At 67.7% G+C, this 13,859-nt stretch carries 10 protein-coding genes and 1 pseudogene; 6 read left to right on the plus strand and 5 right to left on the minus strand.

The window, feature by feature from the left end; translation table 11 throughout:
* Positions 1-434 precede the first annotated feature (434 nt).
* The 4 genes and pseudogenes from metH to KHC24_RS16760 form a co-directional block, all read right to left on the minus strand.
* Positions 435-4,260, minus strand: a pseudogene (metH, locus tag KHC24_RS16745) (methionine synthase).
* A gap of 11 nt (positions 4,261-4,271) precedes the next feature.
* Positions 4,272-4,643, minus strand: a complete 372-nt coding sequence (locus KHC24_RS16750; protein ID WP_213364466.1) for an endonuclease domain-containing protein — start codon at positions 4,641-4,643, stop codon at positions 4,272-4,274.
* A 136-nt stretch (positions 4,644-4,779) separates the two neighbouring features.
* Complete coding sequence (gene metF / locus KHC24_RS16755; RefSeq protein WP_213364467.1) at positions 4,780-5,727, minus strand: methylenetetrahydrofolate reductase [NAD(P)H]; 948 nt, start codon at positions 5,725-5,727, stop codon at positions 4,780-4,782.
* Complete coding sequence (locus KHC24_RS16760; RefSeq protein WP_213364468.1) at positions 5,727-6,737, minus strand: ArsR/SmtB family transcription factor; 1,011 nt, start codon at positions 6,735-6,737, stop codon at positions 5,727-5,729. The genes metF and KHC24_RS16760 overlap by 1 nt, the downstream gene beginning before the upstream one ends.
* Positions 6,738-6,872: 135 nt before the next feature.
* Here KHC24_RS16760 and tsaA point away from each other — a divergent pair, with 135 nt between their 5' ends.
* Together tsaA and KHC24_RS16770 are read left to right on the plus strand one after the other, a co-directional pair.
* Positions 6,873-7,412: a tRNA (N6-threonylcarbamoyladenosine(37)-N6)-methyltransferase TrmO gene (gene tsaA / locus KHC24_RS16765; protein WP_213364469.1), complete on the plus strand. Its 540-nt coding sequence runs from the start codon at positions 6,873-6,875 to the stop codon at positions 7,410-7,412.
* A 241-nt stretch (positions 7,413-7,653) separates the two neighbouring features.
* On the plus strand, positions 7,654-8,817 hold the full coding sequence (locus tag KHC24_RS16770; protein WP_213364470.1) for a L,D-transpeptidase family protein: 1,164 nt from the start codon (positions 7,654-7,656) through the stop codon (positions 8,815-8,817).
* Between the two features lie 402 nt (positions 8,818-9,219).
* Here the strand turns inward: KHC24_RS16770 and KHC24_RS16775 are convergent, their stop codons facing one another.
* The gene (locus KHC24_RS16775) at positions 9,220-9,825 is read right to left on the minus strand and encodes an MOSC domain-containing protein (RefSeq protein WP_213364471.1); all 606 of its coding nucleotides are present in this window, start codon (positions 9,823-9,825) and stop codon (positions 9,220-9,222) included.
* Between the two features lie 187 nt (positions 9,826-10,012).
* On the opposite strand from KHC24_RS16775, the gene KHC24_RS16780 reads away from it, so the two are divergent.
* Genes KHC24_RS16780 through KHC24_RS16795 form a run of 4 tightly spaced genes read left to right on the plus strand, consistent with a single transcriptional unit; the run spans position 10,013 to position 13,653 of the window.
* Positions 10,013-10,603: an HdeD family acid-resistance protein gene (locus tag KHC24_RS16780; protein WP_213364472.1), complete on the plus strand. Its 591-nt coding sequence runs from the start codon at positions 10,013-10,015 to the stop codon at positions 10,601-10,603.
* A gap of 10 nt (positions 10,604-10,613) precedes the next feature.
* Positions 10,614-11,879 (plus strand): OpgC family protein, encoded by a 1,266-nt coding sequence (locus KHC24_RS16785; protein ID WP_213364473.1) that lies wholly within the window; start codon positions 10,614-10,616, stop codon positions 11,877-11,879.
* A gap of 15 nt (positions 11,880-11,894) precedes the next feature.
* Positions 11,895-12,704, plus strand: a complete 810-nt coding sequence (locus tag KHC24_RS16790) for an SGNH/GDSL hydrolase family protein (RefSeq protein WP_271180596.1) — start codon at positions 11,895-11,897, stop codon at positions 12,702-12,704.
* Positions 12,705-12,729: 25 nt separating this feature from the next.
* Positions 12,730-13,653 carry an SGNH/GDSL hydrolase family protein gene (locus KHC24_RS16795; protein ID WP_213364474.1) on the plus strand — a complete coding sequence of 308 codons (924 nt, stop codon included), beginning with the start codon at positions 12,730-12,732 and terminating at the stop codon, positions 13,651-13,653.
* Positions 13,654-13,859: the final 206 nt, after the last annotated feature.

Raw genomic sequence — 13,859 nt, forward strand, 5'->3', positions numbered from 1 at the left:
TGGAGACGATCGCCCGCCATGCGGGAGAGGCGGGCAGCGTATCGCGCTTCGCACCGGTCGTGCGAGACGTGAGAGAGCCACGGGATGGCGGTCATTGCCGTGGGACGGGACAAGGCATCGGATGCCCGGAGCAAACCCGAACATGGCGGTGCCCGACGGCGTTTGCGGGCGCAATCTGCGGCGCATGTGGTGGTCATCCGGTCCGCAGAACGACCTTCCCCCTCTCCCCCGGGGAGAGGGGTGGGGTGAGGCGCCTTCTTTACTTCCCCATGTTGTCCCCCCTCACCGACCGGCTGCGCCGGCCACCTCTCCCCAATGGGGAGAGGGAAAGAACAAGGGACGGCGTGGGCACCGGGTTCGTCCAGCGGACCCGCCCGTCTCCCTCTCCCGATGGGGCGAGGAAAGGAAAGCGCGAGGGCGGCAAAGGGCGCGCCCTACTCCGCCGCCACCGGCTTGTAGGCGGCGGTGTCGTAGTTCAGCACCGGCGCCAGCCAGCGCTCGGTCTCCTCGACGCTCATGCCCTTGCGCGCCGCATAGTCCTCGACCTGATCGCGCTCGATGCGGCCGACACCGAAATAGGAGGCGTCGCGATGGGCGAAATACAGCCCCGACACCGCCGCGCCGGGCCACATGGCGAAGCTCTCGGTGAGCTCGACGCCGATGCTCTCGGTGGCGGCGAGCAGCTGGAACAGCGTCGCCTTCTCGGTGTGGTCGGGCTGGGCGGGATAGCCCGGCGCCGGGCGGATGCCGCGATAGGCCTCCTTGATCAGCGCCTCATTGTCGAGCGCCTCGTCCGCCGCATAGGCCCAGAACTCGCGGCGCACCCGCTCGTGCATCCGCTCGGCGAAGGCCTCGGCGAGACGGTCGGCCAGCGCCTTCAAGAGGATCGAGGAATAATCGTCATTGGCCTTCTTGAACGCCTCGGAACGCTCGTGCTCGCCGAAGCCGGTCGATACGCAGAAGCCGCCGACATAATCCGCCACGCCGCTGCCCTGCGGGGCGACGAAATCGGCCAGCGCCAGATTGTGCCGCCCCTCGCGCTTGCCCATCTGCTGGCGCAGCGTGTGCAGCGTGGCGAGCGGCGCGGCGCGGGTGTCGTCGGCATAGAGCGCGATGTCGTCGCCGACCGCGTTGGCCGGCCAGAAGCCGATCACGGCGCGGGCGGTGAGCCACTTCTCCGCGACGATGCGGTCCAGCATCTTCCGCGCGTCGTCGTACAGCGCCCGGGCGGCGATGCCGACCCTGGGATCGTCGAGGATGGCGGGGAAGTGGCCGGTGAGTTCCCACGACTGGAAGAACGGCGTCCAATCGATATAGGGCACCAGCTCGGCGAGATCGTAGCTCTCGAACACCCTTGTCCCGAGGAAGGTCGGCACTGAGGGTACATAGCCGGCAAAGTCCAGCACCGGCCGGTTGGCCCGCGCATCCTCCAGCTTCACCCGCACCTTGTTGCGGTCGCTCCTGGCATGGGCCTCGGCGAGCTTGGCATATTCGGCGCGTATGTTCGCGACATAATCCGGCTTGGTGTTGTCGTTGAGCAGCGCCGAGACCACGCCCACCGCGCGGCTGGCATCGGTGACATAGACCGCCTGCCCGCGCTCATATTGCGGGGCGATCTTCACCGCGGTGTGGACGCGCGAGGTGGTGGCGCCGCCGATCAGCAGCGGCAGGCTGAAGCCCTCGCGCTCCATCTCGGAGGCGACATGCACCATCTCGTCGAGCGAGGGGGTGATGAGGCCGGACAGGCCGATGACGTCGACCTTCTCCGCCCGCGCCACTTCGAGGATCTTCGCCGTGGGTACCATCACGCCGAGGTCGATCACCTCGTAATTGTTGCACTGGAGCACGACGCCGACGATGTTCTTGCCGATGTCGTGCACATCGCCCTTCACCGTCGCCATCAGGATCTTGCCGGCCGAGGACTCCCCGGTGGTGCCGTTGTCGATCTTCTCCTGCTCCATGAAGGGCATGAGATAGGCCACCGCCTGCTTCATGACGCGGGCCGACTTCACCACCTGCGGCAGGAACATCTTGCCGGCGCCGAACAGATCGCCGACCACGTTCATGCCGGCCATCAGCGGGCCTTCGATGACGTGCAGCGGCCGGGCGACGCTCATGCGCGCCTCCTCGGTATCCACCTCCACGAACTCGGTGATGCCGTTGACCAAAGCGTGTTCCAGCCGCTTCTCCACCGGCCAGGTCCGCCAGGTGAGATCGGCCTCCTTCTTCTCGCGGCCGCCGCCCTTGAAGCGCTCGGCAAGGGCCAGCAGCCGCTCGGTGGCATCGTCGCGGCGATTGAGCACCACGTCCTCGCAGGCCTCGCGCAGTTCCGGCTCGATCTCGGAATACGGCGCGAGCTGGCCGGCATTGACGATGCCCATGTCCATCCCCGCCGCGATGGCGTGATAGAGGAACACCGCGTGCATCGCCTCGCGCACCAGCTCGTTGCCGCGGAACGAGAAGGACAGGTTGGAGACGCCACCGGACACATGGGCGTGCGGCAGGTTCGAGCGGATCCAGCGGGTGGCCTCGATGAAGGCGACGCCGTAGCCGGCATGCTCCTCGATGCCGGTGGCTACGGCGAAGATGTTCGGATCGAAGATGATGTCCTCGGGCGGGAAGCCGACCTCCTCGGTGAGGATCTTGTAGGCACGGGCGCAGATCGAGGTCTTGCGCTCGAAGGTGTCGGCCTGGCCCTGCTCGTCGAAGGCCATCACCACCACCGCGGCGCCATAGGCGCGCACGAGGCGGGCGTGATGGCGGAAGGCATCCTCGCCCTCCTTCATCGAGATGGAGTTCACGATGCCCTTGCCCTGAATGCATTTCAGGCCGGCCTCGATGACGCTCCACTTGGAGCTGTCGACCATGATCGGCACGCGGGCGATGTCCGGCTCGGCGGCGAGCAGGTTGAGGAAGGTCACCATCGCCTTCTCGCTGTCGAGCAGGCCCTCATCCATGTTGACGTCGAGGATCTGGGCGCCGTTCTCCACCTGGTCGCGCGCCACCGCCAGCGCGGCGGCGTAGTCGCCATTGGTGATCAGCTTGCGGAAGCGCGCCGAGCCGGTGACGTTGGTGCGCTCGCCGATGTTCACGAAGGTGGCGACGGGTGCGGTCATGACCGATGCTCTGTCTGCTGGATGACGGAAAGGCGGAGGGTGGGCCGACGCGAGGAAAGCCGGCGCGGCGCGGTGTTCATACCCGCATCTCGAAGGGCTCGAGGCCGGACAGGCGCAGGCGCGGCGCGACCTCGGGGATCGCGCGCGGCGCGTGCGGCGCGACCGCCTTGGCCAGGGCGCCGATATGGTCCGGCGTGGTGCCGCAGCAACCGCCGACGATGTTGACCAGGCCGGAGGCGGCGAACTCGCCGACCAGCTTCGCCATCGCCTCCGGGCTCTCGTCATAGAGGCCGAACTCGTTGGGCAGGCCGGCATTCGGATAGGCGCAGACGAAGGTGTCGGCGATGCGCGAGAGCTCGTCGATATGAGCGCGCATCTCCTTGGCGCCGAGCGCGCAGTTCAGACCGATGGAGAAAGGCTGGGCGTGGCGCAGCGAGTTCCAGAACGCCTCCGGGGTCTGGCCGGAAAGCGTACGGCCCGAGAGATCGGTGATGGTGCCGGAGATCATCACCGGCACGCGGATCCGGCGCGCCTCGAACAGCCGCTCGATGGCGAACACCGCGGCCTTGGCGTTCAGCGTGTCGAAGATGGTCTCGATCAGCAGGAGATCGGCGCCGCCGTCGAGCAGCGCGCCGGCCTGCTCGCCATAGGCGGTGGCGAGTTCATCGAAGGAGGTGGCGCGGAAGCCGGGATCGTTGACGTCCGGCGAGATCGAGGCGGTGCGGTTGGTCGGCCCGATGGCGCCGGCGACGAAGCGGCGGCGACCGTCCTTCGCCTCGGCCAGCCTGGCGGCTTCCTTGGCCAGCCGGGCGCCCTCGAAGTTCAGCTCGTAGACCAGGCTCTCCATGCCGTAATCGGCCATGGCGATGGTGGTGCCGGAGAAGGTGTTGGTCTCGACCATATCCGCCCCCGCCAGGAAATAGGCGAGGTGGATGTCGCGCACCGCTTCCGGCCGGGTGAGGTTCAACAGGTCGTTATTGCCCTTGAGGTCGCGGTTCCAGGTCTTGAAGCGCTCGCCGCGATAGCCGGCCTCGTCGAGCTTCAATTGCTGGATCATCGTGCCCATGGCGCCGTCGAGCACGAGGATGCGCTCGGCGGCGGCCGCGCGAAGGGCGTCGAAGGTGTCGGTCGGCTGAACGGTCATGGGGCGGCTCCTTACTCCCTCTCCCCGTCGGGGAGAGGGGTGGGGTGAGGGGTGCTCGCGCGCAAAGTTTCCATAATGCGCGCGAGAACGCCCTCGATATTTTCGTTCACTTCGTTATTCCAGAAGCGGATGACGAGATAGCCATGGACTTCGATGATCCGGGTCCGTTCGGCATCTGTCTCAGTGGAATGCTGGCCGCCATCGAGTTCGACAGCCAGTTTTGCGTCCGGGCAAAGAAAATCGACGACATAGCAACCCACCGGAACCTGGCGGCGGAATTTCCATCCGCCGAGCTGGCGGTTGCGCAGATATGCCCAAAGTCGCTGTTCCGCGTCGGTCTGATCCCGTCGCAACCGGCGCGCTCTCCATACCCTGCCATCCATCCCCCTCACCCGCCGCTGCGCGGCGACCTCTCCCCCTCGGGGAGAGGTTAAGTCCGCGTTCGATTACGCACCGCCTACCGACTATCCCCTCTCCTCGTCCGGGAAAGGGCCGGGGTGAAAGGCCTCGCTGCCGCCCTCACGCCGCCGCCTGGCCCTTGCCGTGCCCTTCCTTGCCCTGCCCTTCCGCGCCGGCCTGCGGCGGTCGCACGCCGAGCAAATGGCAGATGGCGTAGACGAGGTCGGCGCGGTTCAGCGTGTAGAAATGGAACTCGGTCACGCCGCGGTCGACGAGATCGAACACCTGCTCGGCGGCCACCGCGGCGGCGATCAGCTTGCGGGTCTCGGGGTCGTCGTCGAGCCCCTCGAAGCGGCCGGCGAGCCAGGACGGCATGTAGGTGCCGGTCTTCTCCGAGAAATTCCTCGCCTGCTTGAAATTGCTCACCGGCAGGATGCCCGGCACGACGGGGACCTCGATCCCCCGCGCCCGCACCTTGTCGAGATAGCGGAAATACAGGTCGTTATCGAAGAAGCACTGGGTGATCGCCCGCGTCGCGCCGGCATCGACCTTGGCGGCGAGGATGTCGAGATCGGCGTCGAAGGACGGGCTTTCCGGATGCTTCTCCGGGTAAGCCGAGACGGAGACTTCGAAATTGGCTATGCGGCGCAGGCCGGTGACGAGATCGGCCGAGGTCTTGTAGCCCTCGGCATGCGGCACATAGGCCTGCCCTACCCCGCCCGGCGGATCGCCGCGCAGCGCCACGATGTGGCGCACGCCGGCATCCCAATAGCCGCGCACCACCTCATCCACCTCGCCCTTGGAGGCGGCGACGCAGGTGAGATGCGCCGCCGGGGCAAGGCGGGTCTCCTTGACGATGCGCTCGACGGTGGCATGGGTGCGCTCGCGGGTGGAGCCGCCGGCGCCATAGGTCACCGAGACGAATTTCGGCGCCAGCGGCGCAAGACGGGTGATGGAGTTCCACAGCGTGGCTTCCATTTCCGGCGTCTTGGGCGGGAAGAACTCGAACGACACCGCAATCGGCCGTCCGCCGGAGCGGCGGCTGCGGCGCTCGACATCCGACGACATCAGGCGACCTCCTTATGAGATTTTTCAACAGGCTCCCCGACCGGCTGCCCGGCGCGCGGATCGCGGGCTAACCAGAGAGAAACCGTAAGCTTTCCATCGGCTTGCGGGGCAAGCGGGCGATGCGACAGCGGCACCAGCCCGGCCCCGGCCAGCCAATGCTCGACCACTTCCGGCGCGAAGCCGAGGCGGCGATGCGCGTGCGCCTCGCGCAGGAATTCGAGATCGTGCGGGGCAAAATCGACCACCAGCAGGCGCCCGCCGGGCTTGAGCACCCGCGCCGCTTCCTTCAGCGCGCGCGGGGCGTCCTCGAGGAAATGCAGCACCTGGTGCACCACCACCACGTCGAAGGCGTCGCGTGGCAGGGCGAGGCTGTAGATATCCCCCTGCCGTACCGTGCAATTGCGCGCGCCGACGCGTTCCAGATTGGCGCGGGCGACGGTGAGCATATCCGCCGACAGATCGATGCCCACCCCGCGCTCGATGCGGGGGGCGAACAGCTCGAGAATGCGGCCGGTGCCGGTGCCGAGATCGAGAAGCGACGATATTTCAATGCCTTGCAGCGCATCGAGAATGGCGTCCTCGACCTGCTCGTCGGGAGCGTGCAGCCGCCGCAGCGCATCCCATTCATGGGCATGGGCGCGAAAATAGGCCTGGGCATGGGCGGCGCGGGCGGCGCGCACCGCCTCCAGCCGCTCATGATCGCGCAGCAGGATGTCGTCGTCCGGCGTCATCAGGGCGAGCAGCGCATCGGTGAGCGCGGCGGCGGGGGTATCGGTGGCGCGGCGATAGAAAACCCAGCTCGCCTCGCGAAAGCGCTCCACCAGCCCCGCCTCTGCCAACAGCTTGAGATGCCTGGAGATTCGCGGCTGCGACTGGCCGAGGATTTCGGTAAGCTCGGAGACGGTCAGCTCGCCCTCGCCCAACAGAGCGAGCAGCCGCAGGCGCGTATCCTCGCCGGCCGCCTTGAGGCCGTCGAGCAAAGACGCGAAGCTGAGCGGCGAAGCCGGCATGAGACCCTCGTTTAGATATAAAGATATCTTTATGTCTTTTCTCAAGGCGATGCAAGCCGCGCGATCTGAGCGGTGCGATGCTGGCGGTGCGATGCTGGCCCATACGTGCCCGGTGCGGGTGCAGTGAGGTGTATGATGCGTAGGATTTCCACCACCGGGGCGGCCGATCCGGCCGATTCACCCGAATTCGGGGTGCGGCCCGGCGAGGCGACCTTTCCGCTGCCGGCCTCCCCGGACGCCGGGGTGTACTTCATCGGCCGGCTGCGCACCCCGTGGACCCACCGCCGGGACTGCCCGAAGAACGGTCGCGAGTCGGAGGCGGTGTGCACCGTCGAGCTCGACCCGGCCCTCGCCCCGGCGCTGGAGGGGCTGGAAGGCACCACGCATCTCTGGCTGCTCTACTGGATGGACTGCGCGCCGCGCGACCTCGTCGTGCAGGTGCCGCGCAGCTATGGCAAAGGGCGCGGCACCTTTGCGCTGAGGAGCCCCGCCCGGCCCAACCCGATCGCAATGAGCGCGGTGCGCCTCATCGGCATCGACGGCAACCGGCTTGCGGTGGTGGGGCTCGATTGCCTCGACGGCACGCCGCTGCTCGACATCAAGCCCTATTTCGCCTCGACGGATTCGCATCCCGAGGCGGTGGTGGGCTGGCATCGCGATCGCGGCGCCGGGTAACCGCGCCTTTCCGATGAGGTGCCCGCGGACGGCAACAACTTTTCAACGATTTCGAAACCATAATCCTCCGTCGACGTTATGGGATGAGACAGCGATACTGTTGCTCATATGCATCGTCCATGCGCTTCGTGCATAGCTGGGGACGGCAAGGCCATTGATGACTTAGTCTTGTCTTGAACCCGCCTTGTTCCTGCGTCATGTCCTCGTCGCAAAGGTTGTGGCATTCACTCCAGCAGGCTTGATGATGGTCGTTCGCCTAGGTTTTGCTCCCGCGGTCGCTCTGGCCCTTCTGACGTCGGTCGGTTCGGCCGGCGCCCAGTCCTATCCCGTCGATGCCGTGCAATCGGCGGAGCCGGTGCCGGGCACCGTCGAGGTGCCGGCGGCCATCGATCCGTATGGCACGTCCGGCACCGCGTCGCAGGGCGGCGTCGCCCCGATCATGGCTCCCGCCGCTCCGGCCACTGCCGGCGCGCAGCAGCCGGCCCCGATCTCCGGCTATGCCAATGGCGGCAATTCGGCGACCGGCTACCCGACCGGCGCCTATTCCGGCCAGCAGCCCGCCGGCTATCCCGCACAGAGCGCGCCGGGTATGCAGGCCGCGGCTCCGGCGCAGGCCGGCTACCCGGCCGGCGCCTATTCCGGCCAGCAGCCGGCCGGCTATCCGGCGCCGAGCTATTCCTCGCAGGCCGCCGCGCCCTATGGTGCGCCGCAGTCGGCCCCGGCCCACGCCGCCGCCCCGGCCTATTCGAACCAGCAGCCGTCCTATTCGGCGCCGCAGCAGCAGGTGACGGGCGCCAACGGCGCCTCGGTGGCCATGCTGCCGCCGGAAGACCAGCCGGAAGAGGGGCCGCCGAAGGAACTGCCGGCAAACCTCAAGCGGCAGGTGGTCGACTACGCGACCACGCAGGCGCCGGGCACCATCGTTATCGATACCCCGAACACCTATCTCTATTACGTGCTGCCCGGCGGCAAGGCCGAGCGCTACGGCATCGGCGTCGGCCGCGACGGCTTCACCTGGGCCGGTACCGAGAAGATCTCCCGCAAGGCGGAATGGGCCGACTGGCGCCCGCCGGCGGAGATGATCGAGCGCCAGCCCTACCTGCCGCGCTTCATGGCCGGCGGCCCCGGCAACCCGCTCGGCGCCCGCACCATGTATCTCGGCGGCACCATCTACCGCATCCACGGCACCAACCAGCCCTCCACCATCGGCCAGTTCATGTCCTCGGGCTGCATCCGCATGCTGAACGAGGATGTCGAGAACCTGTACGACCGGGTGAAGGTCGGCACCAAAGTGGTGGTGCTGCCCGGCAACGCGGCCAAGACCGCCGACAGCAGCGCCGCGATGCAGCCGACGCCGGTGAGCACGATCGGCCCGAACGCCGTGCCGAACGTGGCGGTGCGCTGACCCCATCGAGCCAGGCGCCGCGGCGCCTCGGATGACATGAAAATGGCCCGGACGAGGATCGTCCGGGCCATTTTCGTTTGAGCGCAACGTAGCGGGTGCCGGGCGGCCTCATCCGGCGTGCGCGCCCCCCCTTCGCGACATCACATCGCGCAACCGGGTTGGTCTCGACGTCCCTCGCGTCACGGCATCGTCGGTACCGGCAGGACGACGGCGAGCGTTGCATTAGCGTCGCCACGCCTCGTCCGGCTAAAGCGGGTAGATGGCCGGCAACCTTGCTCCGGTCGTGGCTCGACGATCTGGAGCCGGAAAGGCAAGCCGGCGGGCGCCGATGGATGGCATCCGGCCGGGTGACATGCCTGAGGCTGGCCTCAGCCACCGCCCACCGGCCCCGCAGCCTCCGGCTTACCGCCCCCACAGGCGCTGGGCCGGCACGCGCACCTCGATGGCGCTGCCGGCGACGAGGTCGCCGGGGCGCTCCACCCAGGCGACCAGGCCGCGCCGCCCCCGCGCCGCGTTGACGAAAGCGAGGTCGAGGCCGGTCCGTCCGAGATGATGCCGCGCCACCGCCGCCCCGGCATGGCGGCAGGGCGCGTTCTCGCCCTCCACCGCCAGGCAGGCGCCGCCGGGAAAATGCAGCCGGGTGCCCGGCGGCAGCGCGGTGAGGTCCGGCAGCCCTTCCACCACCAGATTGGCGCCGAGCCAGGACGGCTCCACCGTCGGCAGTTCCAGCCGGTGGGCGATGAGCGCGAGTTCGTCCGGCGCCACCAGCGTCAGCTGCCGCGTGTTGCGGATCGGGGTGCCGCGCGGATACCACGGCACCCGCGAATCGGCCTTGCGGGTGACGCCGCGATGGCGATCACCGACGAGGCCCTCGAAATCCACCGCCGCCCGCTCCACCGGGCGGGTGACGAAATCCTCGCCATCGCCGATCAGCAGGAGCGACAGCCGGGCGCCGAGCTTGCGGGCGGCAACGGCGCCATCATCGAACAGCGGCAGGGTTTCGTTCATGCACGCGACTCGCCTTGGTGACGGCGGGATTTTAACCTCGCCGCACGACGAAGGAAAAATGCGGACTGCGCGTCGCCGCCTCGCGCTCTAAGATACCTCCGTTTACCAGCCGCGCACCGGAACCCCGAACCGGGGTGGCGCGTTTGCGATCCGCCGGCGCGGCGCCAGCATGAAGGACGAGATTCCCATGTCCACTCCGACCGATTCCTTCCCCTCGACGCCGGCACGCTCGCTCGCGGGCCATCTGCACGAATTGCGGGCCAAATGGGGGTGGTTCGTCGCCCTCGGCATCGTCCTGATCATCGCCGGGGCTATCGCCCTCGGCAGTTCCTACGGCCTGGTGGTCGGCACACTGGTCTCGGTCTACTACATCGGCGCGATGATGGTGGTCGCCGGCATCGCCCAGATCTTCCACGCCTTCGCGGTTAAGGGCTGGGGCGGGTTCTTCTTCTGGCTGCTCGACGGCCTGCTCTATCTGGTGGCCGGCGTCATCGCCTTCACCAATCCCGACCTCGCCGCCGCGGTGCTGACCCTGCTGCTCGGCATCTCGCTGATCGTCGGCGGCCTGTTCCGGCTGGTGGCGGCGTTCAAGCTGCGGCCGGCGGCCGGCTGGGGCTGGATCCTGTTCTCCGCCGTCATCGCCATCATCCTCGGCATCGAGATCACCGTGCAGTGGCCGATCAATTCCATGTGGATTCTCGGCCTGTTCCTCGGCGTCGATCTCATTTTCAACGGCTTCACGGTATTGATGCTCGGGCTTGGACTGAAGAAGACGTGAGCGAGGTTTCGTGAGGCAGAGCGCCACCGCCCGACGTGTCGCGCAGGACCCACCGGCCGGCGGGTCCACGGGGACGGCCTATCGTCCCGGTGCGCCGGCCGGATCCTCGAAGCCGCCAGCCGCCAGCGAGCCGGGCACCGCCCCGGCCCCGCCGGCGGCGAGCGGGCGCGATTTGCGGCTCGACCTGTTCCGCGGGCTCGCTCTGTGGTTCATCTTCCTGAACCACATTCCCAACAATGTGGTGAACTGGATCACCAACCGGAATTTCGGCTTTTCCGACGCCACCGAGATCTTCGTCTTCATCTCCGGCTACACCGCCGCCATGGTCTATGGCCGCGAGATCGACCGCTCCGGCACGCTGGTGACCTCGGCGCGCATCCTGCGGCGGGCCTGGCAGCTCTACATCGCCTTCATCTTCCTGTTCGTGATCTATCTCGCCGAAATCTCCTATGTCGTCGGCTCGTTCTCCAACCCGCTCTACGCGGAGGAGATGGGGGCGCTGCAGTTCCTCTCCGAGCCGGACGTGGCGCTGGTGCAGGCGCTGCTGCTGAAGTTCCGCCCGGCCAATATGGACGTGCTGCCGCTCTATATCGTGCTGCTCGCCGGCTTTCCGCCGGTGCTGTGGGCGCTGAAGCGCTGGCCGGACGCCACGCTCGCCGTCTCGGCGCTGGTCTATGCCGTGGCGCTCAATCTCGGCATCAACCTGCCCGGCTATCCCGACGACCGCATGTGGTTCTTCAACCCGTTCTGCTGGCAGCTGATGTTCGTGTTCGGCGGCTGGTGCGGGCTCGGGGGCAGCGACCGGCTGGCCGGGCTGATCCTGAACCGGCTGGTCGTGGCGGCGGCGGTGATCTATCTCCTCGTCTCGCTCGCGGTGGTGGTGAGCTGGTGGTGGCGCCCGCTGGAAGGGCTGGTGCCGGAGGCGATCGGCGTCTTCATCTACCCGATCAGCAAGACCGACCTGTCGCCGCTGCGCTTCCTGCACTTCCTCGCCCTGGCGGTGGTGGTGGTGAAGCTGGTGCCGGTGGATGCGCGCTGGCTGCGATGGAGGTTGCTGCGGCCGATGATCCTGTGCGGGCAGAACTCGCTGGAAGTGTTCTGCTTCGGCGTCTTCCTTTCTTTCGCCGCACATTTCGTGTTGAACGAAATCAACGGCTCGCTGGCCATGCAGTTCCTCATGAGCGCGGCGGGCATTGTCCTTATGGTGGCTCTCTCCGTGCTGTTGTCATGGTATGCTCGCGTGGAGCGCGAGATTGCCGCGCGGAAGTATGGGTAGACGGCGCGGATCGACGTGAAACGCACGACGCTGGGACTGATACTGGCTTGCATGGCGTTGCTGGCGGGCGGCACTGCCTCCCCGGCGCGGGCCGAGCCCGTCTGCGCCGCGCCCTCCGAATTGACCCGCGCCGGCTTCGGCCTGCCGCGGCTGGCCAAATCGCTCGAGGACAAGACCCCGACCACCATATTGGTGCTCAACTCCTCGACGGTGAGCGAGAAGAAGCTGGCCAAGACCAGCAGCGACAAGACTTCCGGCGACAAGACCGGCGCCGCCAAGGACGCGGTGCCGCGGCGCTTCCCGAGCTATATCGAGGAGATCCTGCGCGCCCGCTATCCCGATGGCGGCATCGTGGTGGCGACGCAGACCCAGCCGCGCGCCACCGCGCAGGCGATCCTCACCGTGCTGCCCGACCTGTTGCGCGTCAACAAGCCATCGCTGCTGATCTGGCAGACCGGCACCTATGACGCCATTCTCGGCGTCGATACCGGCGCCTTCGGCGATGCGGTGGGCGACGGCATCCGCCTCGCCCACGAGGCCAAGACCGACGTGATCTTGGTCGGTCCGCAATACAGCCCGCGCACCACCTTCGCCTTCGATGTCGCGCCCTATACCAATACATTGCGCTGGAGCGCGCGCGGCAATGGCGTGCCGTTCTTCGACCGCTACGACATCATGCGCTACTGGCAGGACGAGGGCATTTTCGATCTCGATGCCGACCGCCCCTCCACCACCCTGTTCGACGATGTGCATGGTTGCATCGGCCGGCTGCTGGTCGGCATGATCGCCGACGGCGTCGACAAGAAAACCCTCGGCTCCCGCTAACCTCGCAACCCCGGCACCCGCAAAGATGCTCCTGACCCGCCTCGCGCTTCTGGGCCTTGTCGCCGCCGCCTCCGCCGCCCCGCTCGCCATCGCGCCGGCCGGCGCCGCGCAAATGCTGGCGCCGAGCTGCCCGGCCGGCAATGCGGCGCTGACACGCCTGAGCCAGCCGCTGCCGCGTTTCGCCAAGGCGCTGCGCGAGGGCGGGCCGGTGAAGATCGTCGCCATCGGCTCCTCCTCCACCGCCGGGGCCGGTGCGAGCTCGCGCGCCGCCAGCTATCCGAGCCGGCTGGAAGCGGCGCTGCGCCAGCGCTTTCCGGGGATCGACGTCACCGTGGTCAACCGCGGCATCAACGGCCAGGACGCGCCGGAAATGCTGGCCCGCTTCAACGCGGATGTGGCGGAGGAAAAGCCGACGCTGGTGCTGTGGCAGGCCGGGGTGAACGCGCTGTTCCGCGCCAACGGGCTCGCCACCGCCGAGACGCTGATGCGCGAGGCGATCACCCGCACCCGGGCGCTGGGGGCCGACATCGTCATCATCGACCCGCAATATTCACCCAAGGTGATCGGCGATGCCGAGGCGCTCGACATGCTGCGGCTGCAGCAGCGCGTCGCCGACGAGGAAGGGGTGGGCGTGTTCCACCGCTTCGCGCTGATGCGCGAGTGGCACGAGGCGAAGGGGCTGGCCTTCGACGCCTTCACCTTCAAGGACGGCTTCCACATGAACGATTTCGGCTATGAGTGCTTCGCCAAGGGGCTTGGCGGCTCGCTCGCGGCCAATGTCGACAGCCAGCTGCGCTCGGCCGATGTCAGCGTGAACCCGGCCTCGCTGGCCAAGCCGGTCAAGGCGGGCACCGCCATTCCCGGCGCGGCGGCGACGACCGGGAAGACCACGGCTCCGGCGGCCGGGACCGCGCCGGAAGGGCTGCCGGAGAGCACGCTGACGCCGTGATGGCGCGGGGCGGACGGCTGCCTGGTGGCGCCGTCTTTTCTCGACGCCTCGATAAAACGAACCGGACTGTCGGCCGCCTCGATCATCCCGACCTACGGTAGAAGCCGCGATTGCGAGCGGCCTGTTGCCGAACATCGCTCCGTGGCCGAATCCGGCCATAGCTTTCCATCGTCGTGAACTCGGGACCGCCTTCCGCGCTCCATTTT

This window comes from Ancylobacter defluvii (assembly GCF_018390605.1).
GTDB classification, from domain to species: domain Bacteria; phylum Pseudomonadota; class Alphaproteobacteria; order Rhizobiales; family Xanthobacteraceae; genus Ancylobacter; species Ancylobacter defluvii.

Coding starts and splice junctions, on each gene's coding strand:
- KHC24_RS16750 (WP_213364466.1), bottom strand. CDS start 4,643: ATGGATGGCAGGGTATGGAGAGCGCGCCGGTTGCGACGGGATCAGACC.
- metF (WP_213364467.1), bottom strand. CDS start 5,727: ATGTCGTCGGATGTCGAGCGCCGCAGCCGCCGCTCCGGCGGACGGCCG.
- KHC24_RS16760 (WP_213364468.1), bottom strand. CDS start 6,737: ATGCCGGCTTCGCCGCTCAGCTTCGCGTCTTTGCTCGACGGCCTCAAG.
- tsaA (WP_213364469.1), top strand. CDS start 6,873: ATGCGTAGGATTTCCACCACCGGGGCGGCCGATCCGGCCGATTCACCC.
- KHC24_RS16770 (WP_213364470.1), top strand. CDS start 7,654: ATGATGGTCGTTCGCCTAGGTTTTGCTCCCGCGGTCGCTCTGGCCCTT.
- KHC24_RS16775 (WP_213364471.1), bottom strand. CDS start 9,825: ATGAACGAAACCCTGCCGCTGTTCGATGATGGCGCCGTTGCCGCCCGC.
- KHC24_RS16780 (WP_213364472.1), top strand. CDS start 10,013: ATGTCCACTCCGACCGATTCCTTCCCCTCGACGCCGGCACGCTCGCTC.
- KHC24_RS16795 (WP_213364474.1), top strand. CDS start 12,730: ATGCTCCTGACCCGCCTCGCGCTTCTGGGCCTTGTCGCCGCCGCCTCC.